Source organism: Amycolatopsis sp. Poz14 (assembly GCF_006704225.1).
Lineage (GTDB): Bacteria > Actinomycetota > Actinomycetes > Mycobacteriales > Pseudonocardiaceae > Amycolatopsis > Amycolatopsis nivea.
Genome location: NZ_JACLHD010000001.1, coordinates 2,004,601 through 2,027,198, shown reverse-complemented (window position 1 = coordinate 2,027,198; position 22,598 = coordinate 2,004,601). Strand labels below are relative to the sequence as shown.

Genomic DNA, 22,598 nt, shown 5'->3' with positions numbered 1-22,598 from the left:
CTGTGCCGGGCGTCACGTCCGGCGCCTCTGGCCACCCGTTCGGTTGGGCAGAACAGCCCTGATGCGGCACGCTGGACCCATGAAGCCACTCCCGCTCCCCCTCCGGGTCGCCGCGGGCCTCGCCGTCACCACCGCCGAGCGGGTTCGTGAGCTCCCGAAGCAGCTCACCGGCCTGCCGGTCACCGTCGTGAGCCAGGTGCTGCAGCTGTCCATGCGCGTCCAGCAGCAGGTCACCGAGCTGGCCATCAAGGGCGACGACGCGCTGTCGATGCTGCGTCCGGTCGAGGACACGCCCAGCTGGGCCACGTTCGACGAGGACGCCGCGCCCGAGTTCGCCCCGTCCCGGCCCACGCTCGTGCCGGTCGACGACCTGCCCGAGCCGCGCACCAACGGCCATCGCGCGCAGCCGCCGGATCTCGCCGCGGAAACCATCGACGATCCGTGGGTCGAGGAGACCCGCGCGCTCGCCGAGGAGCACTCCGAGGGCGAGAACGACAGCTCCTCTGGCCCGGCCGGCCTGGGCAATTACGACGAGCTGACCCTGCCGCAGCTGCGCGCTCGGCTGCGCCGGTTGACCGTGCCCCAGCTGGAAGAGCTGCTGGAGTACGAGAAGTCTCACGCTGACCGGGCGTCGTTCGTCGGCATGCTCGCGCGGCGGATCGGCAACGCACGCAAGGCCGAGGAACAGCCGGGCGACCCCGCGGAAGGCCAGTGAGCAACGACCCCGCCACCAGCGCGGAGAATCCGTGGCCGGTCCGCACTGTCGCGCGCAAGATCGGCGACTGGGTCCACCGGCTCGGCGACGTCTGGGTCGAAGGCCAGGTCACGCAGATGAACGCGCGGCCCGGCACGCAGACCGCGTTCCTGACCCTGCGCGACCCGTCCGCGGACGTCTCGATGTCCGTGACCTGTCCGATGTGGCTGGTGCGCGAACTGCCGACACCGCTGCGCGAAGGCGACCGCGTCGTCATCCACGCCAAGCCGTCGTTCTTTTTCGGACGCGGCACGCTGAGCCTGCGCGCGGACCAGATCCGCGCGGTCGGCATCGGCGAACTGCTCGCGCGCATCGAACGGCTGCGCAAGCTGCTGGCCGCCGAGGGCATGTTCGCCCGCGAACGGAAGCGCCCGATTCCCTTTCTGCCCAAGGGAATCGGGCTGATCACCGGACGCGCGTCGGCGGCTGAGCGGGACGTATTGGCGAACGCGCAGGCACGCTGGCCGCACGTGTTGTTCAAGGTGCTGAACACCGCCGTGCAGGGTTCGCAGGCGGTGCCGCAGATCCTCCGCGCACTGTCCATATTGGACAAAGACCCGGACGTCGACGTGATCGTCATCGCCCGCGGCGGCGGCAGCGTCGAGGATCTGCTGCCGTTCTCCGACGAGGCGCTGTGCCGGGCGGTCGCGGCCGCGGGCACGCCGATCGTCAGCGCGATCGGGCACGAGCCGGACACTCCCCTGCTCGACTATGTCGCCGACCTGCGCTGTTCCACTCCGACCGACGCCAGCAAGCGCATCGTGCCGGACGTCCGCGAGGAAACCGCGCGGGTCCGGCAGATGCGCGACCGCGGCCGGCGCGCGCTCCACGGCTGGGTCGACCGGGAGACGCGGCTGCTGACCCAGCTGCGCAGCCGTCCGTCGCTGGCCGATCCGCTGGGCCCGATCGAACGCCGCCTCAGCGACCTCGAGATGCACCGCGAACGCGGCAGGCGCGCGATGCTCAGCCTGCTCGCCAAGGACCAGGCGGAGGTCGCGAACGCGCGGGGCAAGCTGGCCGCGCTCGGCCCGGCGGCCACGATGGAGCGCGGGTACGCCGTCGTCCAGTTCACGGATTCCGCAGGCAACCTCAACGTGCTCCGTTCCGTCTCCCAGATCGAGGACGGAGCGCAGCTGCGCGTACGGGTCGCCGACGGGGCGGTCCACGCGGTGGCCGAGTCCGTCGAGCCGACGACACCCGCACCGGAAGGAGACCGGCCGTGATGCACCGGGCCCCGGCGTTCCTCCCGCTCACGGTGGACGCCGCCGCCCGGCTCGACGCCGGTCTCCTGCTGCGGCAGGCCCTGGTCACCGACCGGGTCGCCGACGAATGCTGGACCGCCCTGCTGGCCGGCTGCGGCACCGCGGCCCGGCGCGGGCTGGCCCCGCAGCTCAGGCGGCTGTCCGAGGCGACGTCCGAGCACGTCGGCGTCCGGTGGTGGTTCGCCGAAGGGACCGGCCATCGGCGACGCGTGGCGAGCGCGCAGGAGAACCTCGAGGACGCCATCGCGGACGGTGACGGGCAGGAGTTCGCGCTGGCCTTCGTCGGATACGACCACGCGATGGCGAGCGCGGTGGTCGCGGGCCCGCATCGGGCCGGACCCGGTTCCCCGGGAATGTCGGCCGAGCGCGGTAGTCTGCGCCGACAGCCCCGTGCACCACAAGGTCGGAGAACGTGAGCGAAGCAGACACCGCCGGACTCGGTTACGAGCAGGCCCGCGATCAGCTCGTCGAAGTGGTGAAGGAACTCGAGGCAGGCGGGCTGTCACTGGAGCAGTCGCTCGAGCTGTGGGAGAAGGGCGAGCGGCTCGCCAAGGTGTGCGAACGGCATCTGGAAGGCGCCCGCGAGCGGATCGAGGCCGCGCTGGCCTCGGTGGAGACCGACGACGACACAGAGTGACGTGCACCATGCGTTGCTGAATCGGTCAGGTGGTCTAGGGATCTGACAGACTGGGCACCCGCTGACGAACCGTGTTCCGGGAGGCCACCATGACCACCGCCAGTGACCGCAGCCGACGCGAAGCGCCTGATCGCAACCTCGCCATGGAACTGGTGCGGGTGACCGAGGCAGCCGCGATGGCCGCCGGCCGCTGGGTCGGCCGAGGCGACAAGATCGGCGGCGACGGAGCTGCCGTCGACGCGATGCGCCAGCTCGTCTCCACCGTCTCGATGCGCGGCGTCGTCGTCATCGGCGAGGGCGAGAAGGACGAAGCGCCGATGCTGTTCAACGGCGAAGAGGTCGGCAACGGCGACGGCCCGGACTGCGACGTCGCGGTCGACCCGGTCGACGGCACCACCCTCATGGCGAAGGGCATGCCGAACGCGCTGGCCGTGCTCGCCGTCGCCGAGCGCGGTGCGATGTTCGACCCGTCCGCGGTGTTCTACATGGAGAAGCTGGCCGTCGGCCCGGACGCGGCGGGCAAGGTGGACATTTCCGCCCCGGTCGCGGAGAACATCCGGCGCGTGGCGAAGGCGAAGAACTCCAGCGTCAGCGACGTGACTGTCTGCATCCTCGACCGGCCGCGGCACGAACAGCTGGTCAAAGAGGTCCGCGAGGCGGGAGCCCGGATCCGGTTCATCTCGGACGGCGACGTCGCGGGCGCGATCGCCGCGGCCCGGCCGACCACCGGCGTCGACATGCTGCTCGGCATCGGCGGCACTCCCGAGGGCATCATCGCCGCGTGCGCGATGAAGTGCCTCGGCGGCGAACTGCAGGGCCGGCTGTGGCCGAAGGACGAAGCGGAGCGCGAGAAGGCGCTCGCCGCCGGTCACGACCTTGACCGGATCCTGCTCAACGACGACCTGGTCACCGGCGACAACGTGTTCTTCTGCGCGACCGGCGTCACCGACGGCGACCTGCTGCGCGGCGTCCACTACCGGGCGGGCGGCGCGACGACGCAGTCGATCGTCATGCGGTCCAAGTCCGGGACGGTCAGAATGATCGACGGCTACCACCGGCTCGAGAAGCTGCGGGCGTACTCGTCCGTCAACTTCGACGGCAACCTCGAACTCGACGAGGGCGCGGTGCCTCCGCTTCCCTGATCTGCCAAGGAGTTTCCGGTGTCGAAACGGCTGTTCGCGCTGGTGCTGACTGTCCTCACCGGAGTCGTGCTCAGCGCGGGCAGCGCTTTCGCCGGGCCCTCGATCGTCGGCGGAACCGACGCGGACCAGCCGTACCCGTTCGCGGTGTCCCTGCACACCTCGGGCGGCGCGCTGTTCTGCGGCGGCTCGCTGATCACGCCGACCTGGGTGGTCACCGCGGCGCACTGCCTGTCCGCGAAGGACCCGGCGACGATCGGGTTGCGCGTCGGCAGCAACGACGCGGACGAGGGCGGGGAAACTCCGAAAGCGGCGGAATTCATGCTGCACCCGCATTTCAACGCCGAAACGCAAACCGGCGACGTCGGCCTGATCCGGCTGACCGCCCCGGTGAAGGCCGCGCCGATCGCCATCGGCGGTACGGCGTCGCCAGGCTCGGCGGTCCGGGTGATCGGCTGGGGCCAGACGTGCGCGACGCCGAATTGCGGCCCGGTGTCGAAGACGCTGCGCCAGCTCGACACGCACCTGGTGCCAGGCGCGAAATGCACGGCGGCGTTCGACGGAACCTCCGAGCTGTGCACGGAAAGCCCCGGCGGATCCGGCTCGTGCTACGGCGATTCCGGCGGCCCGGAACTGATCCGCAACGGCGACCGGTGGACGCTGGCCGGGATGGTCAGCCGCCCGGGAAACCGCTCGTCGACGTGCGGATCGGCACCGTCGATCGCGACCTCGGCGGTGGCGTATCAGCCGTGGATCGCGGAGAAAACCGGCTGAGTCACTCGACGTTGCTCGAATGCCCCGGGAACAAATGCGCCTCGGGATTCAACGCCACCGCGATGTTGTTGACCGCCGTCGCCGCCTCGCCGAACCCGGTCGCGATCAGCTTCACCTTCCCCGGATACGCCGCCACGTCCCCCGCGGCGTAAACGCGTGGCCGAGCCGTCGCCATCGTCGAATCCACCGAAATCGCGCGGTGATCGATTTCCAAGCCCCAGCTTTCGATCGGTCCCAAATCCGCGGTAAAGCCCAACGCCGCAACCACCGCGTCCGCACGCAGCTGCTCGTCCGCGCCGCCCTTCACCGTCACGTCGACCGCCGTCAGCGAACCGTCCGGGGCTTCGACAAAGCGGGCCACCTCGGCGTCCGTGACCAGCCGCACGCCCAGCTCCTGCACCTGCCGCACGATCGATTCCGCGGCCCGGAACTTCGCGCGGCGGTGCACGAGGGTCACGCTCGCCGCGACCGGGTGCAGCGCCAGGCACCAGTCGAACGCCGAATCCCCGCCGCCGACCACGACGACATGCTGGCCCGCGTGAGCCGCCAGCGATGGGACGAAATGGACCATCCCGCGGCCGAGCCAGCCGTCTCCGGCGGGCAGCGGACGGGGCGTGAACTCGCCGATGCCCGCAGTGATCAGGACCGCGCCCGCGCGCAGCACGTCGCCGCCGTCGAGAGTCAGTTCGAGACCGCCGTCGACGCTCTCCAGCTTCTCCGCCTTGCGGCCGAGCAGGTAATCCGGCTTCCACGGCGCGGCCTGGTCCACCAGGCCCTGCACGAGATCACGGCCGCGGATCGCGGGGAACCCGCCGACGTCGTAGATCATCTTCTCCGGATACATCGCGGTGACCTGCCCGCCCGGTTCGGGCAGCGAATCGACGACGGCCATCGACAGGCCGCGGAATCCCGCGTAGTAGGCGGCGAAGAGGCCGGTGGGTCCGGCTCCGATGACGACGAGGTCGTAATCCATGAGGCTCGCTCCATGCCAGTGGTGGGTGGCGGTGATCGAGAACACAACCGAGCGTACCGGGGTGGGCGACAACACCCGGCCGGTTGCGCGAAACGGGGCCAGAATCGGAGGTATGGCTGAACAGGAATACCGGATCGAACACGACACGATGGGTGAGGTCCGCGTCCCGGTCGACGCGCTTTACCGCGCGCAGACGCAGCGTGCCGTCGAGAACTTCCCCATCTCCGGCCGCGGTCTCGAGCGCGCCCAGATCCGCGCGCTGGGCCTGTTGAAGGCCGCCGCCGCCCGCGTGAACGCGCGGCTCGGCGTCCTGGACGCCGACGTCGCCGACGCGATCGCGAAGGCCGCCGACGAGGTCGCCGAGGGCCGCCACGACGAGCACTTCCCGATCGACGTCTTCCAGACCGGCTCGGGCACGTCGTCCAACATGAACGCGAACGAGGTCATCGCGACGCTGGCCACTCGCGCGCTCGGCCGCGACGTGCACCCGAACGACCACGTCAACGCCTCGCAGTCGTCCAACGACACCTTCCCGACGACGATCCACGTCGCCGCCACCGAGGCCGTCCTCACCGACGTCGTCCCGGCGCTGGAGCACCTCGCCGACGCGATCGAGGCACGCGCCGAGGAGTGGCAGGACGTCGTCAAGTCCGGGCGGACGCACCTGATGGACGCCGTGCCGATCACGCTCGGCCAGGAGGCGGGCGCGTGGGCCGCGCAGATCCGGTTCGGCATCGAACGGCTGCAGTCCGGTCTGCCGAGGCTGGGCGAACTGCCGATCGGCGGCACCGCGGTCGGTTCCGGCCTGAACGCGCCCGACGGTTTCGGCGCGGCGGTTTCGGCCGAGCTCGCGCAGATCACCGGGTTGCCGCTCACCGAGGCACGCAACCACTTCGAGGCGCAGGCGACGCAGGACAGCGTGGTCGAGACTTCCGGGCACCTGCGCACGGTCGCGGTGTCGCTGAACAAGATCGCGAACGACCTGCGCTGGCTGGGTTCCGGCCCGCGCACCGGCTTGGCCGAGCTGGCGTTGCCGGACCTGCAGCCGGGTTCGTCGATCATGCCGGGCAAGGTCAACCCGGTCATCCCGGAGGCGACGCTGCAGGTCGTCGCGCAGGTCGTCGGCAACGACGCGGCGGTCGCGTTCGCCGGCGCGGCGGGCAACTTCCAGCTCAACGTGAACCTGCCGGTCATCGCGCGCAACGTGCTCGAATCGGCGCGGCTGCTCGCGGCCGTTTCGCGGCTGCTGGCGGACAAGGTGTTCGCCGGGGTCACCGCGAACGTCGAGCGCGCGCGGCAGTACGCCGAGGGGTCGCCGTCGATCGTCACGCCGCTCAACAAGTACATCGGCTACGAGGAAGCGGCCGCGGTGGCGAAGCAGGCGCTCAAGGAACTCAAGACGATTCGCGAGGTCGTGCTGGAGCGCGGGTACGTCCGAGACGGCAAGCTCACCGAGGCACAGCTGGACGAGGCACTCGATGTGCTGCGGATGGCGCGTGGCGGCAAGTAGCGGTTAGCCGATCGTAGCGGCTCGCTCGGACAATTCCGGGCGAGCCGCTTCGCGTTTCCACAGTCCACATGCGACTCCCGCGGCGACCAGGGTGACCCCGGCCAGGTCCTTGAGCTCGAACTGTTGCGCCCCGATCAACACCGCCACGGCCAATCCGGACACCGGCATCAGCCCGATCAGCACCCCCGCCCGGTCCGCGCCCAACTCGACGACGCAGCTGTACCAGAGCACGAAAGCCACCGCGGTCACCACGACGGCCAGCAACAGCAACGCGACGAGTTCACGCCCGTTCGGCCACCGCCAGGCTCCGGCCGGATCGACCACCGTACCGACCACGGAACCGCTTGCCGCAGCGGTGAAACAGCCCCAGGTCGAGGTCGCCAACGGCCCGAGCCGGCGCAGCAATCCCACCGCGAGCAGGGTGAACGACGCCTCGCACAACATCGCCAGCGCAGCCAGCAACAGCCCTGGCGCGGAAGCGGATCCACCGCCGGACAGCACCACGATGCCGAGCCCGGCCAGTACCGACCCGACTACGGGTGCGGCCGACGGACGACGGCCGTCGAGCATCGGCGCGATCAACGCCAGCACGAGCGGGCTGGCCCCGAGAAACGCCGCCACCGCACTGGGTTCCGCGTAGCGCTGCGCCAGCAGCAGACAGGCCTGGAACCCGATCATCCCGGTCGCGGCGAGACCGAGCAGGGTCGGCAGATCGCCCAGTTTCGGCCGCGGCAGCGGACTGCGCGCGACCTTCGCCCAGCCCAGCAGCAGAAGCCCGCCCAGCGCGTACCGCAACGCCTGCCCGGTGATCACCGGATACCCGTCCAGCATGCCGGTGACCGGCACCGATCCGCCGACCAGCACCGCGCCGGCCACCCCTGAAAGCACCATCGACCGTTTCACGCCGCTCAGTCTTCAGCGGAGAGTGGTCTATTCAGAAGGACCACTCAATACTGGCCTAACTGGACCACTTGGCCGTACTGTCGTGGCTGTGGAGACCATCCGGGAGTTGCTCCTGCCCGCCGCCACCGGAGGACGCCGGGGCCGCGCCGTCGAGGCCGCGCTGCGCGACGCGATCCGCACTGGGCGGCTGGCGGTCGGCACCCGGCTGCCGTCGAGCCGCGATCTCGCGCGCCAGCTCGGGGTCGCGCGCGGCACTGTCACCGCGTTGTACGAGCAGCTCACCGCCGAGGGTTACCTGCTGAGCAAGCACGGGTCAGGCACTCGCGTCGCGCCGATCGACGGTCCCGCGCCGAATCCTCGGGTCAGCGCAGCGAAAACGCCGACCTGGGAGTTCGACCTGCGTCCGGGCCTGCCCGCCTTGTCGGCGTTCCCGCGGGCCGAATGGCTTGCCGCCGAACGAGAAGCCCTGAACGCCACGCCAGATCTCGGTCTCGGCTACCCCGATCCGACCGGCCATCCGGCATTGCGCGCGGAACTTGCCGCCTACCTCGGCCGCGTCCGGGCGTTGCCGACGAACCCGGATGACATCGTGATCACCAGCGGAGCCGCGGAAGCGTTGTCGTTGCTGGCCGACGCCTTGCCAGACCAGCGCATCGCCGTCGAAGACCCCAGCCACCACGGCCAAGCGAACCTCCTGCACGACCATGGGCTGGCCCCGGTCGGAATCCCGGTCGACGACAAGGGCATCGACGTCGACGCACTGTCCACTTCAGACTGCTCCGTCGTGTTGGTCACCGCCGCCCACCAGTTCCCGCTCGGCGTCGCGTTGCATCCGGAACGCCGTCGGCAACTGCTTGCCTGGGCGGCGGAAACCGGCGGGCTCATCCTCGAAGACGACTACGACGCCGAACATCGCTACGACCGTCCCGCCCTGGGCGCGATGCGCGCGCTCGCGCCGGATCACGTCGCGTACATCGGCAGCGTCAGCAAAGTCCTTGCGCCAGCGCTGCGGATCGGCTGGCTCATTCCGCCGCGACGGCTGCGCGACGCCGTGGCCCGGGTCAAGGAAATGCACGACCTCGGCTGCCCGCCGCTCCCGCAAGCCGCGCTCGCGCATCTGATCGCCACCGGCGGCTACGACCGGCATCTGCGCCGCACTCGACGGCTGTACCGCGCTCGTCGCGACGCTCTGATCGAAGCCCTGACCCAGCGTCTTCCACAGTGGCAGCCGGTCGGAATCGCCGCCGGACTGCACCTCGTCGTCCGGCTGCCCGACGGTACCGATGACGTGCGGCTGCAGGAAAAACTCGCCGCGGCAGGCGTGCACGCTCCGGCTTTGTCGACTTATTCCCGTACCTCAGTCGGATATCCGGGCCTTGTGCTCGGGTACGCCGCGCTCCCGCCGGACCGGCTCCGCGCCGCTGTCGAGCGGATCGCGTCGGCCGGTTGAACCGCTGGTGAACACCTGGTGCACCGGGGAGGGGTCCCGTTGCTGACGCTTAGGGTTGACCTTCTCGGGAGCAGGCAAGGGGGAGGCGACCGTGAGCTTCGGGGAAATAGTGCGAACACTCGCCGACGTGCTCACGTCCAGCCGCGGCATCGTGCCCATCGCCGTCGTCGCGGGCGCGACCATCCTCGCCCCGATCATCGACCGCTACGTGATCCGCCGCAGGCGCGTGATCTACCGGGAGCTCTACAACTCCAAAATCGGCCTCAACCCGGTGACGCTCAGCGACTCGGACAACGGTGCGGTGCAAGCGGATCCGGAACTCGTGCGCACCGTGCAGCTGCTGGAACCGCTCAGCGTGGTCGTGATCCGCATCCGCAACACCGGCAGCTTCGACATCGGTCCGGACGACTGGGAACACCCGCTGCAGTTCACCTTCGGCAGACGGGTGGTGTGGGACGCGCGCGTGTCCGACGCCAAGGACGGGTTACGTGAGGTGGTACGGAATGGACTTGAATTCTTCACTCATGATCAGCCTACGCCGGAAAACGGAACCGCGCGACTATCCGGCGTGCGAGCGTTGCTGCCGCAGCGGCTGACCGCACTGCTGCGGCAAGCCGACGCACCGGCAGCCGCGGCACCGCAATGGCACGGTGTCCGCCTTGAACAGCTTTCCTTGAAGCGGCGGGAAAAGTTCAAACTCGTCGTCGTGCTGCGCGAGCCGGACGACTGGCGCGGCGGGCCGTTGTCCAAGGAACTGGACGTCACTGGAAGGCTCAGCGGCGGGCGGATCAAAGACGAACGCAAACAGCGCTGGCTGTCTTGGCCGGTGGTCACGGGAGCGATCGGGGTGCTGCTGACCGGCGCGTTGCTGAGCATGCTGCTCGTCGCCGTGTCGCGCGGCTCCGAACCCGGCTGCGGCAACGGATCCCTCGCGGTGCACGGATCCAGCGCGTTCGCGCCCATCATGAACAGCGTCGCGACCGAGTACCAGAAGCTGTGTCCTGGCGCGACGATCACGACGCAAGCGGACGGAAGCGTGTCCGCGGTGCGCGAACTGGGGCCGTTGCCCGCGGAACAAAAGGACAGCATGGCAGTGCTTTCCGACGGCAAGGCTTCCGACGCCGGGCCGGATCTAGTCACGCAACCGGTCGCAGTGCTCGTGTACAGCCTGGTGGTGAACAGCCCCGTCGGCGTCGACCGGCTGAGCAATGAGCAGGTGCGCGGCATCTTCAACGGGAAGTACACCAACTGGGCGCAACTGCGCGAGGGTCCGTCGATCCCGATCCGGGTTGTCGGGCGCGGGCAGGAATCGGGTACGCGCAAGACTTTCGAGCAGAAAGTGCTGGGTGCCGCAGAGCCGGGACTGTCCTCGGACGACTGCCGGACCCCGACCCGCGACCCGCACGCCACCGTGGTGCGCTGCGAACGCGGCAAGACCGACGAACTGCTGCGCGCGGTCGGCGACACCCCCGGCGCCATCGGCTACGCGGACGTGCCCGCGGCCAAGATCGCCGCGGCGGGCGGCCGCGTCGCGATGGCGAAACTCGACGACCGCTACCCCGACGTGACCAGCATCGACGCCGGCTATCGCTTCTGGACGGTGGAGTACCTCTACACCAAGGGCGTGCCGGAGAACGATTCGCTGCTGAAGCAGTTCCTCGACTACCTGCGCAGCAGCACGGCGCGGGCGGAACTGCAGGACGCAGGGTACACGCCGTGCGTGACAAAACAGGGGCTGCTGGACCAGTACTGCACTCGTCCGGATGCCTGACCAGCTCTTTTTCACCCAGTCGAGGCTGGAGCGGGAGTTTTTGTCGGTGGCGGGGGCGATGATGGCCGGGTGTTGTTCACCGACCTCGTCACCGCCTCCGCCGAACTGGCGGCCACGCGGTCACGGAAAACGAAGATCGCCGTGCTGGCCGCCGTGCTGCGCGCGGCCGAACCCGGCGAACTGCCCGCGGTGATCGCGTATCTCACCGGGCAGACCGCACAGGACCGGCTCGGCGCAGGCTGGCGCACGCTCGCCGACCTCGCCGTCGAACCCGCGGCCGCGCCTGCCGTCTCGGTGGCGGAGGTCGACGTCGCGCTCACCGAGGTCGCGGCCGCGGCGGGCGCGGGTTCGGTGAAGCGCCGGGCGGAGGTGCTCGCCGCGCTGTTCTCCCGGCTGACCAGGGCCGAGCAGGAGTTCGTGTTCCGGCTCGTCACCGGGGAACTGCGACAGGGCGCGCTGGAAGGCGTGATGGTCGACGCGGTCGCGGCGGCGGCCGAGGTCGAAGTCGACCAGGTGCGGCGTGCGTTCATGCTGTCCGGGCGGCTGCCGGTCACCGGACAGGCGGCGCTCACCGGGGGCGCGGCGGCGCTCGCGGAATTCGGGCTGGAGCTGGGCCGTCCGGTGCGGCCGATGCTCGCGTCGCCGGCGGAATCGCTGGAGGAAGCCGTGACGGAGCACGGGAACGCGATCGTCGAGTACAAAATGGACGGTGCGCGGATCCAGGTGCACCGGCGCGGCGCGGAAGTGCACGTGTACACGCGTACGCTGCGGGAAATCACCGGCAGCGTCGCCGAGTTGGTCGAGCTGGTGCGGGCGCTGCCGTGCGAATCGGTGGTGCTGGACGGCGAGACCCTCGCGCTCACCGACGACGGGCGGCCGCGGCCGTTCCAGGAAACGATGAGCCGGTTCGGCAGCACGCGCGACGAACAGGTGCGGGCGTTGCTGCTGCGGCCGTACTTCTTCGACTGCCTGCATCTGGACGGGGTCGATCTGCTCGACGCGCCGTTGTCCGAACGAAACGAGGCACTGCGCCGGGTGGCGGGCGAGCACGTGATCCCGGGCTCGGTCCGGCCGGAATCGCCGGCGGCGGTGCTCGACGCGGCGATGGACGCCGGGCACGAGGGCGTGATGGTGAAGGACCTCGATTCGATCTACGCGGCCGGACGGCGCGGGCGCGCGTGGCTGAAAGTGAAACCGGTGCACACCATCGACCTGGTGGTGCTGGCGGCGGAATGGGGCCACGGGCGGCGCACCGGGAAACTGTCGAACCTGCACCTCGGCGCGCGCGATCCGGACGGCGGGCCGCCGATCATGGTGGGCAAGACGTTCAAGGGCCTCACCGACGAGCTGCTGGCCTGGCAGACCGAGCGGTTCCAGGAGATCGAAACGCACCGCGACCGGTGGACCGTCCACGTGCGGCCGGAGACGGTGGTCGAGATCGAACTGGACGGGGCGCAGGTCAGCACGCGGTATCCGGGCGGGCTGGCGCTGCGGTTCGCGCGGGTGGTGCGGTACCGGCCGGACAAGGATCCCGGCGAGGCCGACACCATCGACACCGTCCGCGGGCTGCTGCGCGGTAGCCGTCCGGCGACGGACGCCAGCCAGGCGGAGCAGTCCGGCTCTGAGGAGGCATCCGGATGATGATCGCCGCGCCCGCCCTCCGGATGAGTGGGCACATTACGGACATCGGGCAGTTTTCCCCGCTGTGCTCAGGAAAACGCCCGACGAAAGTCGATGTCGCACCCGTGGCCGCGTACCCGAGAGTGGGAGCACTGGCCTGCGTCGATAGGAGAAAAGCATGACGTTCCGGGTGAAATCAGCCGTCCGGGGACTCGGGCGGCCGATGACCCTGCTGGCGGGCGTGGCGCTCGCCGCCACCGTGGTGGCGGCACCGGCCAGTGCCGCGCCGGCGCCGCCGCAGCAGCCGCCGCGACACCACTTCTCGGCTGCCGCGCAGTCGTTCGTCGGCGCGACCACGGTGCGCGAGCGGGTGGCACGGCTCAACGCGGCGATGGCCAAGCTGCCGAAGGAAAGCGGCGCGTACAACGCCACGAAGCTGTGGAACCAGGGCATCACCGGCGCCGGGTCCACCGTGGCCACGCTCGTGTCGTTCGGCGACGACAAGGTCAAGCAGGTGCTGGACGAGTACTCCCGGCAGCACGGTCTGCCGCCGGCGAACGTCGAGGTGCTGCAGCCGTCCGGTGCGGTGCCCGCGTGCACCGATCCCGGGGTGGACACCGCCACCTGCCAGTCGTGGGGCGGCGAAACCGATCTGGACGTCACGATGATGCACGCGATGGCTCCGGGCGCGAAGATCGTCGTCGCCGCCACCCCGGTCGCCGAGACGCAGGGCTTCGCCGGCCTGCCGGAAATGATGCACGCGGTCGACTACATGACCGAGCACCGCATCGCCGACGTGGTTTCGATGAGCTTCGGCACCACCGAGGAGAACTTCCCGTCGTTCGAGTCGATCAAGACCCTCGACCCGGCGCTGGAGCGGGCGAGCAAGGCGGGCGTCACGCTGGTGGCGTCGTCGGGCGACGACGGCCCGACCGGGGCGTACCTGCAAGGCCCCGGCCGGTATCCGTACCGCGTGGCGAGCTGGCCCGCCAGCGACCCGAACGTCACCGCGCTCGGCGGCACCCAGCTGCACCTCGACGCGAACGGCGTCCGCACCCAGCCCGACGACCTGGTCAACGCCGCGGACAACGGGTTCAGCGAGGGCGCGGGCCTGTCGAAGGCGTACGCGCGGCCGTCCTGGCAGAACCGCGTCAAGAAGATCACCGGCAGCACGATGCGGTCGTACCCGGACATCAGCATGGAAGGCGTCCAGGGCACGTCGCAGTCGGCGCCGCTGTTCGCCGGCGTGCTGGCGTTGGCGGTGCAGGCCAACCACGGGCGGCTGGGCCAGATCAACCCGGCGCTGTACTCGAAGCTGGGTCCGAAGGGCACCGCGGCCGGGATCGTCGACGTCACCAAGGGCGACAACAGCCAGTGGGACGTCGAAGGCTTCAAGGCCGGTCCGGGCTACGACATCGCGAGCGGCTGGGGCACGATCGACGCGTCGGTCTTCGTGCCCGCTTTGGTGAAGGCGGTGCGGTGATGCGGTAGTCCCCGCGCCGCGGGCGGGCATCCGGGCAGGTTCGCCCGGCCCCGGCTCGACCGAACATGGTCGGGTCGGGCCGGGCGGACCCGCTCCGGAGCCGTAGTGTCAGCGGTATGTCGTCGAAAGCGTTGGCCCGGCTGTGGTTCGGGGTGACCGCGGTGGTCGTGGTGGCCGCGCTCGTGATCCAGATCGTCGCGCTGGTGCCGCCGCAGGGACGGTACGTCAGCTTCGGCGGACGAGTCGCGAACCTGTTCACCTATTTCACGATCATCTCGAACGTCCTCGTCCTCGTCACCAGCGCGGCTTTCGCCCGCGGACGCGGCACCTCGCCGCTGATGCGCGTGCTGTGGCTCGACGCGCTGGTCGGGATCGTGGTGACCGGGGTCGTCTACCAGGTCGCGCTCGCCGGGCTGTACCAGCTGCACGGGCTCGGCCTCGCCGCGGACATCCTGCTGCACCGCGTCAGCCCGGTGCTGTGCGTGCTCGGCTGGCTGCTCTTCGCTCCGCGGGTGCTGACATGGCGCACCGTCTGGTGGTCGCTCGCCTATCCCTTGGTGTGGCTGGCTTTCACGCTCGTCCGCGGTGCGATCGACGGCTACTACCCGTACCCGTTCGTCAACGCCGACAACCTCGGCTACGGGCAGGTCGCGCTGAACTGCCTGCTCATCGGCGTCTTCTTCATCGCACTCGCCAGCGGTGCCCGGGCCGCCGACCCGCGGCTCAGGCGCGGACCCGCCGAAACGCGTTCAGCGGATCGCTGAGCCCGGCCTGGGCGAACGCTCGCAACGCGCCGCGCTTCAGGTCCACCGGCTTGCCCGCGGCGACGCGGTGCATCTGCTGGGTGTGCCACTGGATCTCGAGCAGGCTGTCGGCGAGCCGGATTCCCGTGCGCGGGCAACGGCGTTCGGCCCGCACGTCCTCGCCCGCGAGCAACCGGCCCGGCAAGCCGGGGTCCACAGTGAACGGACGGCCGATCCCGATCACGTCCAGCGCACCGGATTCCAGCGCCTCCGCCATGCCCGCCGCCGTGGTGAACCCGCCGGTGACCATCAGCGCGACGTCGCTGATCTGGCGGGCTTTCGCCGCGTAGTCCAGGAAATATGCTTCCCGCCGCTGCGTGCTCGCCCGGCCGGACCCCATCATCACGGCCCGCTCGTAGGTGCCGCCGGAAATCTCCAACAGATCGATCCCGGCCTCGCCCAGCGCCCGGACCACCTGCAACGACTCGTCCTCGTCGAAGCCGCCGCGCTGGAAGTCGGCGCTGTTGAGCTTCACCGAAACCGGCACGCGATCCCCCACCGCGTCCCGGACCGCACGCACCACCTCAAGCAGGAACCGGCTGCGGTCGCGCCCCCATTCGTCGTCGCGACGGTTCACCAACGGCGACAGGAACTGCGAAATCAGGTACCCGTGCGCGCCGTGAATCTGGATCCCGGCGAACCCGGCGTCGACGAACGTCCGCGCCGACACCGCGAACCTCGCCACCACCGCTTCGATCTCGTCCCCGGTCAACGCCCGCGGCGCGGCGAACGCCGTCCGCACGCCTCGGCCACCGAACGGCACCGCCGACGGCGCGACCGGCTGGCGAGACAAATACCGCGGGCTCTGCCGTCCGGGATGGTTGAGCTGCACCCACAATTGCGCGTCCGTGCCGTCGACGGCCCGCGCCCACGACCGGTACGCCGCCGGGTCGGGTTCGGCGGGCACCGCGACGTTGCGCGGTTCGCCGAGCGCGGTGGGATCGACCATCACATTGCCGGTCACCAGCAGACCCGCGCCCCCGCGCGCCCAGGTCCGGTACAGCTGCGCGAGCTCGGCCGAAGGCGCGTTGCGACGGTCGCCGAGCTGCTCGCTGAGCGCGGACTTCGCGATCCGATGCGGCAGCACGGCCCCGCAGTGCAGTTTGAGCGGTTCGGCGAGCAGATCCCGGGGGTCGGTCATGAGCAGTCCCGTCGTCGCGGCTAACTTACCGCGAGTAAGGATACTCGAAAGTAGGTACCGGCGGTATGCCTCGCGGGCCACTAGGGTCTGCGGCATGACGGCCATAGTGCAGAACCTGGTCACGTCGGGCGTGTTCGAGCTCGACGGCGGCAGCTGGGACGTGGACAACAACGTCTGGATAGTCGGCGACGGCTCCGAGGTGATCGTGATCGACGCCGCGCACGACGCGGACTCCATCGCGGACGTAGTCGGAGAACGCACAGTCCGCGCGATTGTCTGCACCCACGCGCACAACGACCACGTCAACGCCGCCCCCGCGCTGGCCGACCGCACCGGCGCCCCGATCCTGCTGCACCCGGCCGACCGCGTCGTCTGGGACCTGACCCACCCGGACCGCGCCCCGGACGGCGACCTGGCCGACGGACAGGTCATCACCGTCGCGGGCACCGACCTCACCGTGCTGCACACGCCCGGCCACGCCCCCGGCGCGATCTGCCTGCACAGCCCCGACCTGGAAGTCCTCTTCACCGGAGACACCCTGTTCAACGGCGGCCCCGGCGCGACCGGCCGCTCGTACTCCGACTACCCGACCATCGTGAAGTCCATCCGAGACCGCCTCTTCCCCCTCCCCGACGCGACGATCGTCCGCACCGGCCACGGCGAAGCGACGACCATCGGCAAGGAAAAAGCGGGATCGGCCGACTGGCCCGCCGCCTGACCACCCTGTCTCGCCGGGCGGGGCGGCATGGCTGTCGCCCTGCCCGGCGAGTTACGAGATCGGCTGGCGGAAGCGTTTGCGCCCAGCCAGCCTGTCTACCCTGGATCTGCGCGCGGTGCCGCCTCACAGAACCGCGCCCGCCGAACCGTCCAGCTCACGACCGGCCGCTGCCTGCTACCGGATCAGCCCGCGTCGCCGCTTGAGCCGCGCCACGTAGCCGCCCGACCTCGGCCGGCAGCCGCGCCGAACCACACCGCCGCACCAAAGCGCGCGTTACCGCTCGCGCTGCACGACATACTCGCTCGACCTCGACCGCAGCCGCGCTGAGTCGGACAAAGCCCGCGCGACCGCCCGGCCTGCCGTCGCGCGGAACCGCACCAAAGCCCGCCGCACAATCCGAGCGCCCAGATACCGCAGCGAAACCCTCAGCGCAGGCAAACCAGCCCGATCAGCCCCCGAAGCAACCCGCCTACGGAGCCAGCCGAGGAACCTCCGGCTCCACCCGAGCCCGCTCCCGAGCCTCCGCCGCAAGCGCTTGCGCCCACCGCCGCAGCCCGGCCACATCGATCCCGTGCGGCGGTACCTCGGCGAACGGCGCGATGCTCTCCGCACCCCGCTCCAGCAACGCTACCGCCCCGTTCCCGTTCCCCCGCAACGCGTGTGTCAGCCCCACCGCCAGCTGGGCCAGGCCGCGCCACAGTTCGCGTTCCGGGCCGTCCGTCGTCTTCCACGCGTCCTCGAAGACCTCGTGGGCGTGGAACGGGCGGCCGGCGTCCAGCAGGTCCTGTGCCTCCGCCAGGGTCTCCTCCGGGGTTCGCTGCACGCCTTCCGGCTGGCGCGGCACGCCGTCGGAGCCGTACGGCAACGGGCGGCCAAGGCCATCCCGAGGGCGGGCGTTGCGGGCGCGCCCCTGGTCGTCGCGATCACGGCTGTCCACCTCGCCATTGTCCCACGGGCCACGCCGGGTTAGCGTCCCGCGCGCAAGCCACGTAGCCTGGTGACTCGTGCGCTTTCTGGATGGGCACGTGCCCGCTCACGACCTGACCTACGACGACGTGTTCCTGCTGCCGAACCGTTCGGACGTGGAATCCCGCTTCGGCGTCGACTTGTCCACTGTGGACGGCACTGGCGCGACGATCCCCTTGGTGGTGGCCAACATGACGGCCGTCGCCGGGCGGCGGATGGCCGAGACCGTCGCTCGCCGCGGCGGGCTCGTCGTGCTTCCGCAGGACGTCGACACGGCCGCGGTGGCCGAAATCGTCTCCTGGGTGAAGTCCCGACACGCCGTCTGGGACACGCCGCTGGTCCTCACCGGCGGCGACGCGGTGGCCGATGCCCTCAACCTCGTGCACAAACGAGCACACGGCGCGGTCGTCATCGTCGACGGCGACGGCAAGCCGGTCGGAGTCGTGGACGAGGCCGCCTGCGCCGGTGTCGACCGCTTCGCGCGGCTGGCCGACGTCGCCGAGCCCGCTGTCGTCGCCGTGCCGCTGGACACGCCGCCGCGCGAGGTTTTCGAACTCCTGCACAGCCACGGCGGACGGCTCGCGCTCGGTCTCGACGCCGAGGGTCGCCTCGCCGGTGTCCTGACCGCGGTGGGCGCGCTGCGTTCGGAGATCTACACCCCGGCCGCCGACGCCGACGGGAAGCTGCGCGTCGCCGCCGCGGTCGGTGTGAACGGCGACGTCGCGGCGAAGGCCGAAGCGGTGCTGGCGGCGGGCGTCGACACGCTGGTCGTCGACACGGCGCACGGGCATCAGGAAAAGATGATCGCCGCGCTCAAGGCGGTTCGTTCGGTGTCGCCGAAGGTGCCGGTCGTAGCGGGCAACGTCGTGACCGCCGAAGGCACCCGCGACCTCATCCACGCGGGCGCGGACGTCATCAAGGTCGGCGTCGGCCCCGGCGCGATGTGCACCACGCGGATGATGACCGGCGTCGGCCGCCCGCAGTTCTCGGCAGTCGCGGAATGCGCCGCTGCCGCCCGTGAACTGGGCAAACACGTCTGGGCCGACGGCGGCGTGCGGCACCCGCGCGACGTCGCGCTGGCACTGGCCGCGGGCGCGTCGGCGGCGATGGTCGGCTCGTGGTTCGCCGGCACCCACGAATCCCCCGGCGACCTGCGCTACGACGAGCAGGGCCGTCCGTACAAGGAGTCGTTCGGGATGGCGTCGAAGCGCGCCGTCGGAGCCCGGACGCGCACGGACAACGTCTTCGACCGCGCGCGCAAGGCGCTGTTCGAGGAGGGCATCTCCACGTCGCGGATGGCGCTGGACCCGAACCGGCCCGGCGTCGAAGACCTGATCGACTCGATCTGCTCGGGCGTCCGCTCGTCCTGCACGTACGCGGGCGCGCGCACGATCGAAGAGTTCCACGAGCGCGCGGTGCTGGGCGTGCAGTCGGCGGCCGGTTTCGCCGAGGGACGCCCGCTGCCTTCCGGCTGGTAAGCAGTCCTGGAAAAGGCCCCTCGAGGAACGTCCTCGAGGGGCCTTTTCCGGTCCTAGGTCAGCCGTGGTCCTCCAGCATCTCGGTCACCAGCGCCGCGATCGGCGAGCGCTCCGAGCGGGTCAGGGTCACATGCGCGAACAGCGGGTGTCCCTTCAGCTTCTCAATCACCGCAGAGACGCCGTCGTGCCTGCCGACGCGCAGGTTGTCCCGCTGGGCGACGTCGTGCGTGAGCACCACCCGCGACGCCGAGCCGAGCCGAGACAGTACGGTCAGCAGCACGTTGCGCTCCAGCGACTGCGCCTCGTCCACGATCACGAACGTGTCGTGCAGCGAGCGGCCCCGGATGTGCGTCAGCGGCAGCACCTCGAGCATGCCGCGGTCGAAGACCTCGTCCAGCACATCCTGGCTGACCAGCGCGCCGAGCGTGTCGAACACCGCCTGCGCCCACGGCTGCATTTTCTCGCTCTCGGACCCGGGCAGGTAGCCGAGATCCTGGCCGCCGACCGCGTAGACCGGGCGGAACACCACGACCTTGCGGTGCTGCTGGCGTTCCATCACCGCTTCCAGGCCCGCGCACAGCGCCAGCGCCGACTTGCCGGTGCCCGCGCGCCCGCCGAGCGAGACGATGCCGACGTCGGAGTCCAGCAGCAGGTCGAGCGCCACCCGCTGCTCAGCCGAGCGGCCGTGCAGGCCGAACGCCTCGCGGTCGCCGCGCACCAGCCGCACCCGCTTGTCCGCCGTGACCCGGCCGAGCGCGCTCGAACTGCCCGCGAGCAGCCGCAACCCGGTGTGGCACGGCAGTTCGCCCACCTCGCCGAGACCGAACTCCGCCGGATCCGCCGAACCGCCCGAGAAGAGCGCGTCGATCAGCTCCTGCGGCGCGTCCACGTCCGCCATGCCCGTCCAGCCCGACGGCGTGACCTCCTGCGCCCGGTACTCGTCCGCGGTGAGCCCGACCGCGCCCGCCTTGACCCGCAGCGGGATGTCCTTCGTCACCAGGACGACCGCCGGCTGCTCCGTCGCGAGGTTGAGCGCGCACGCGAGGATGCGGTGGTCGTTCGAGTCGGTGCGGAAGCCCACCGGGAGGACGGACGGATCGGTGTGGTTCAGCTCCACCTGCAGGGTGCCGCCCTGGTCGCCGATCGGGATCGGGGCGTCGAGCCTGCCGTGCTTGAGCCGGAGGTCGTCCAGCAGCCGGAGGGATTCCCTGGCGAACCAGCCGAGTTCGGAGTGGTGGCGCTTGGCCTCCAGTTCGCTGATGACGACCAGCGGGAGCACCACCGCGTGTTCGGCGAACCGGGTGACCGCCCACGGGTCGGAGAGCAGCACCGACGTGTCGAGCACATAAGTGATGCGTGGGGATTCGGGCGAGATCGAGGCTTTCTCCGGCGCTTGAGCACCGGTCGAAGAACGGCCTGAGGCCTTGCGGGGTGAACGCTGCGCAGTCACGACGGCATCTCCCTCGAGGGCGTGTGCACCCCACGCCCGCACTCGCTGGGCCGGGCACCTCCCTGGCTGGGTCCGCACTCCCTGACGCTGGCTGCGTCAGGCGGCACGGCCACGAGGGCCGGGTGCCGGCCCCCTCGTGCATCTCGTGGGCGGCTGAGCCGCCCCCTCGATCAACGCCACGACCAGGGCCTCCCGCGAGAATCCGCACGGAACGCGAACTCTCTATTCCGGAAGGTACCTACGTCCGCCCCGTCGTGCAGGCAGCCACACAGGTGATTCGCCGATTCGTCATCCCACCGTCGGTCGCCCGAAACAGAGTGTCCACAGCGCTCACTCAGCGTCACGGGGTCCGGCGATCAGGGGGTCGCACAGATGGATGATCATGGAAAATTAATCACCGAGTGCAGGCAATTCCCAGGTAAAGGGCCTTGTACCACGGGCAAGACCGGAATGCATTTCGCGTCCTGGACACTGAACCGTACCGAGTGAACTGGGCCTTCCAGCGCTCACACAATGGGCGTACGCACCATTCGCTAGAGGCCATTCGGGGGTAATTTCCTTACTGCGGGACACACCACCGGAACACTCCGGTGCCCCGAATCCCAGTATCTCTACCTAGGAGTGTGCGAAGTGCTGAAGAAGGCTGGAATTGTCGCCGGTGCGGCCGCGGGCCTGATGATGATCGGCGGGACGGCGTTCGCCTCCCCGGCCGCCACCCAGGGCGCTCCGGACCCGACGTTCGGCGACGCCTACGCCACCTTCATCGAGGGCGGCGGCGCGCTGGGCTACGGTGCCGCTTCGCTGGTCGCGGGTGCCTACACCGGCATCGCGCTGACCCCGGCGCTGGTGGCCCACTCGATGGAGCACCACCACGGCTGAGCCGTCTTGCGCGAAGGCCCCGGAGCCCGGCTCCGGGGCCTTCGCGGCGTTAGCGGCCGGGTCGACCGGCCCGGCTGGGTGGGTCCGCCGGGCCGGTTCGCCGCGTCAGGCCCCGAACCGGCGGTGCCGCCAGGCGTAGTCGCGCATCGCGCGGAGAAAGTCGACCCGCCGGAATGCCGGCCAGTAAGCCTCGGTGAACCAGAATTCCGAATGCGCGGACTGCCAGAGCAGAAATCCGGAAAGCCGCTGTTCACCGGATGTTCGGATAATCAGATCCGGATCCGGTTGGCCTGACGTGTACAGATGTTCCGAGATGTGGTCGACGTCGAGGATTTTCGCGAGTTCGCGAATCGAAGTACCCTCGTCGGCGTGCTGCAGGAGAAGCTTGCGGACCGCGTCGGCGATCTCCTGCCGCCCTCCGTAGCCGACCGCGATGTTCACCTCCATGCCCGAGTGGTTCTCGGTCCGCGCCACGGCGGCGGTGAGCTTCTGCGCCACCTCGAGCGGCAGCAGATCGAGCGCGCCGACGATGCGCAGCCGCCACGGCGCCTCGGCCCCGGCGAGCTCGTCGGTGACGTCGGTGATGATTTTCAGCAGCGGCGTGAGCTCGTCCGGATCGCGGTTGAGGTTGTCGGTGGAGAGCAGCCACATCGTCACGACCTCGACCTCGGCCTCCTGGCACCAGCTGAGGAAGTCGGCGATCTTCTTGGCCCCGGCGCGGTGCCCGTCGGCCACGTCGGTGAACCCGGCCTCGCGAGCCCAGCGGCGATTGCCGTCGAGCATGATCGCGATATGCCGCGGATGACGGCCTGCCGACTGCTGGATCAGACGGCGGCTGTAGATGCTGTAGACAACGTCGGACATGAAGGACCGGAGGCTCACGTCGC

General features: G+C 70.2%; 21 protein-coding genes. 15 read left to right on the top strand and 6 right to left on the bottom strand.

Annotated features, from left to right (window positions below; translation table 11 throughout):
* Window positions 1-79 precede the first annotated feature (79 nt).
* From FKO37_RS10000 to FKO37_RS09975, 6 genes are all read left to right on the top strand, one after another.
* Window positions 80-715 (top strand): lipid droplet-associated protein, encoded by a 636-nt coding sequence (locus FKO37_RS10000; RefSeq protein WP_238604309.1) that lies wholly within the window; start codon window positions 80-82, stop codon window positions 713-715.
* The gene (xseA, locus tag FKO37_RS09995) at window positions 712-1,977 is read left to right on the top strand and encodes an exodeoxyribonuclease VII large subunit (protein WP_238604308.1); all 1,266 of its coding nucleotides are present in this window, start codon (window positions 712-714) and stop codon (window positions 1,975-1,977) included. The genes FKO37_RS10000 and xseA overlap by 4 nt, the downstream gene beginning before the upstream one ends.
* Window positions 1,977-2,432 (top strand): hypothetical protein, encoded by a 456-nt coding sequence (locus tag FKO37_RS09990; RefSeq protein WP_238608245.1) that lies wholly within the window; start codon window positions 1,977-1,979, stop codon window positions 2,430-2,432. The genes xseA and FKO37_RS09990 overlap by 1 nt, the downstream gene beginning before the upstream one ends.
* Window positions 2,429-2,653 carry an exodeoxyribonuclease VII small subunit gene (locus FKO37_RS09985; protein WP_037367840.1) on the top strand — a complete coding sequence of 75 codons (225 nt, stop codon included), beginning with the start codon at window positions 2,429-2,431 and terminating at the stop codon, window positions 2,651-2,653. The genes FKO37_RS09990 and FKO37_RS09985 overlap by 4 nt, the downstream gene beginning before the upstream one ends.
* An 89-nt stretch (window positions 2,654-2,742) precedes the next feature.
* On the top strand, window positions 2,743-3,795 hold the full coding sequence (glpX, locus tag FKO37_RS09980; protein WP_238604307.1) for a class II fructose-bisphosphatase: 1,053 nt from the start codon (window positions 2,743-2,745) through the stop codon (window positions 3,793-3,795).
* Between the two features lie 18 nt (window positions 3,796-3,813).
* Complete coding sequence (locus FKO37_RS09975) at window positions 3,814-4,566, top strand: trypsin-like serine protease (protein ID WP_238604306.1); 753 nt, start codon at window positions 3,814-3,816, stop codon at window positions 4,564-4,566.
* Window position 4,567: 1 nt separating this feature from the next.
* On the opposite strand, the gene FKO37_RS09970 is transcribed toward FKO37_RS09975, so the two are convergent.
* Window positions 4,568-5,539 (bottom strand): NAD(P)/FAD-dependent oxidoreductase, encoded by a 972-nt coding sequence (locus FKO37_RS09970; protein WP_134733426.1) that lies wholly within the window; start codon window positions 5,537-5,539, stop codon window positions 4,568-4,570.
* Between the two features lie 112 nt (window positions 5,540-5,651).
* Between FKO37_RS09970 and FKO37_RS09965 the strand changes: the two genes are divergently transcribed.
* Complete coding sequence (locus FKO37_RS09965; RefSeq protein ID WP_238604305.1) at window positions 5,652-7,049, top strand: class II fumarate hydratase; 1,398 nt, start codon at window positions 5,652-5,654, stop codon at window positions 7,047-7,049.
* A 3-nt stretch (window positions 7,050-7,052) separates the two neighbouring features.
* On the opposite strand, the gene FKO37_RS09960 is transcribed toward FKO37_RS09965, so the two are convergent.
* Window positions 7,053-7,952, bottom strand: coding sequence for a DMT family transporter (locus tag FKO37_RS09960; RefSeq protein ID WP_238604304.1), 900 nt, complete (start codon window positions 7,950-7,952; stop codon window positions 7,053-7,055).
* 88 nt (window positions 7,953-8,040) lie between these two features.
* Between FKO37_RS09960 and FKO37_RS09955 the strand changes: the two genes are divergently transcribed.
* The 5 genes from FKO37_RS09955 to FKO37_RS09935 all read left to right on the top strand — a co-directional run bounded on the left by FKO37_RS09955 (window position 8,041) and on the right by FKO37_RS09935 (window position 15,040).
* Complete coding sequence (locus FKO37_RS09955; RefSeq protein WP_238604303.1) at window positions 8,041-9,402, top strand: PLP-dependent aminotransferase family protein; 1,362 nt, start codon at window positions 8,041-8,043, stop codon at window positions 9,400-9,402.
* 91 nt (window positions 9,403-9,493) lie between these two features.
* Window positions 9,494-11,173 carry a PstS family phosphate ABC transporter substrate-binding protein gene (locus tag FKO37_RS47525; RefSeq protein WP_238604302.1) on the top strand — a complete coding sequence of 560 codons (1,680 nt, stop codon included), beginning with the start codon at window positions 9,494-9,496 and terminating at the stop codon, window positions 11,171-11,173.
* A 69-nt stretch (window positions 11,174-11,242) separates the two neighbouring features.
* A complete protein-coding gene (locus FKO37_RS09945) occupies window positions 11,243-12,814 on the top strand; it encodes an ATP-dependent DNA ligase (RefSeq protein WP_051729222.1) in 1,572 nt (523 codons plus the stop codon).
* Between the two features lie 157 nt (window positions 12,815-12,971).
* The gene (locus tag FKO37_RS09940; RefSeq protein ID WP_238604301.1) at window positions 12,972-14,276 is read left to right on the top strand and encodes a S8 family serine peptidase; all 1,305 of its coding nucleotides are present in this window, start codon (window positions 12,972-12,974) and stop codon (window positions 14,274-14,276) included.
* A gap of 116 nt (window positions 14,277-14,392) precedes the next feature.
* Window positions 14,393-15,040, top strand: coding sequence for a Pr6Pr family membrane protein (locus tag FKO37_RS09935; RefSeq protein WP_037816692.1), 648 nt, complete (start codon window positions 14,393-14,395; stop codon window positions 15,038-15,040).
* On the opposite strand, the gene FKO37_RS09930 is transcribed toward FKO37_RS09935, so the two are convergent.
* Window positions 15,000-16,220, bottom strand: a complete 1,221-nt coding sequence (locus tag FKO37_RS09930; protein ID WP_037816694.1) for an NADH:flavin oxidoreductase/NADH oxidase family protein — start codon at window positions 16,218-16,220, stop codon at window positions 15,000-15,002. The two genes, FKO37_RS09935 and FKO37_RS09930, sit on opposite strands and share 41 nt — an antisense overlap.
* Before the next feature lie 94 nt (window positions 16,221-16,314).
* On the opposite strand from FKO37_RS09930, the gene FKO37_RS09925 reads away from it, so the two are divergent.
* Complete coding sequence (locus FKO37_RS09925; protein ID WP_037816697.1) at window positions 16,315-16,938, top strand: MBL fold metallo-hydrolase; 624 nt, start codon at window positions 16,315-16,317, stop codon at window positions 16,936-16,938.
* A gap of 469 nt (window positions 16,939-17,407) precedes the next feature.
* Here FKO37_RS09925 and FKO37_RS09920 read toward each other — a convergent pair whose 3' ends face one another.
* Window positions 17,408-17,875, bottom strand: a complete 468-nt coding sequence (locus tag FKO37_RS09920; protein ID WP_037816701.1) for a DUF309 domain-containing protein — start codon at window positions 17,873-17,875, stop codon at window positions 17,408-17,410.
* A 67-nt stretch (window positions 17,876-17,942) separates the two neighbouring features.
* Here FKO37_RS09920 and FKO37_RS09915 point away from each other — a divergent pair, with 67 nt between their 5' ends.
* The gene (locus FKO37_RS09915; protein ID WP_037816703.1) at window positions 17,943-19,382 is read left to right on the top strand and encodes a GuaB1 family IMP dehydrogenase-related protein; all 1,440 of its coding nucleotides are present in this window, start codon (window positions 17,943-17,945) and stop codon (window positions 19,380-19,382) included.
* A 58-nt stretch (window positions 19,383-19,440) separates the two neighbouring features.
* Here FKO37_RS09915 and FKO37_RS09910 read toward each other — a convergent pair whose 3' ends face one another.
* Window positions 19,441-20,727: a PhoH family protein gene (locus FKO37_RS09910; RefSeq protein WP_107051135.1), complete on the bottom strand. Its 1,287-nt coding sequence runs from the start codon at window positions 20,725-20,727 to the stop codon at window positions 19,441-19,443.
* Window positions 20,728-21,462: 735 nt separating this feature from the next.
* On the opposite strand from FKO37_RS09910, the gene FKO37_RS09905 reads away from it, so the two are divergent.
* Window positions 21,463-21,711, top strand: coding sequence for a hypothetical protein (locus FKO37_RS09905; RefSeq protein WP_037367894.1), 249 nt, complete (start codon window positions 21,463-21,465; stop codon window positions 21,709-21,711).
* A 105-nt stretch (window positions 21,712-21,816) separates the two neighbouring features.
* On the opposite strand, the gene FKO37_RS09900 is transcribed toward FKO37_RS09905, so the two are convergent.
* Window positions 21,817-22,575 (bottom strand): isoprenyl transferase, encoded by a 759-nt coding sequence (locus FKO37_RS09900; protein ID WP_037816707.1) that lies wholly within the window; start codon window positions 22,573-22,575, stop codon window positions 21,817-21,819.
* Window positions 22,576-22,598: the final 23 nt, after the last annotated feature.

Excerpts from the sequence above, each read along its gene's own strand:
- FKO37_RS09940 (WP_238604301.1), top strand. The coding sequence starts at position 12,972 with ATGACGTTCCGGGTGAAATCAGCCGTCCGGGGACTCGGGCGGCCGATG.
- FKO37_RS09900 (WP_037816707.1), bottom strand. The coding sequence starts at position 22,575 with ATGTCCGACGTTGTCTACAGCATCTACAGCCGCCGTCTGATCCAGCAG.
- FKO37_RS09970 (WP_134733426.1), bottom strand. The coding sequence starts at position 5,539 with ATGGATTACGACCTCGTCGTCATCGGAGCCGGACCCACCGGCCTCTTC.
- FKO37_RS09965 (WP_238604305.1), top strand. The coding sequence starts at position 5,652 with ATGGCTGAACAGGAATACCGGATCGAACACGACACGATGGGTGAGGTC.
- FKO37_RS10000 (WP_238604309.1), top strand. The coding sequence starts at position 80 with ATGAAGCCACTCCCGCTCCCCCTCCGGGTCGCCGCGGGCCTCGCCGTC.
- FKO37_RS09930 (WP_037816694.1), bottom strand. The coding sequence starts at position 16,220 with ATGACCGACCCCCGGGATCTGCTCGCCGAACCGCTCAAACTGCACTGC.
- glpX (WP_238604307.1), top strand. The coding sequence starts at position 2,743 with ATGACCACCGCCAGTGACCGCAGCCGACGCGAAGCGCCTGATCGCAAC.
- FKO37_RS09935 (WP_037816692.1), top strand. The coding sequence starts at position 14,393 with ATGTCGTCGAAAGCGTTGGCCCGGCTGTGGTTCGGGGTGACCGCGGTG.
- FKO37_RS09925 (WP_037816697.1), top strand. The coding sequence starts at position 16,315 with ATGACGGCCATAGTGCAGAACCTGGTCACGTCGGGCGTGTTCGAGCTC.
- FKO37_RS09990 (WP_238608245.1), top strand. The coding sequence starts at position 1,977 with ATGCACCGGGCCCCGGCGTTCCTCCCGCTCACGGTGGACGCCGCCGCC.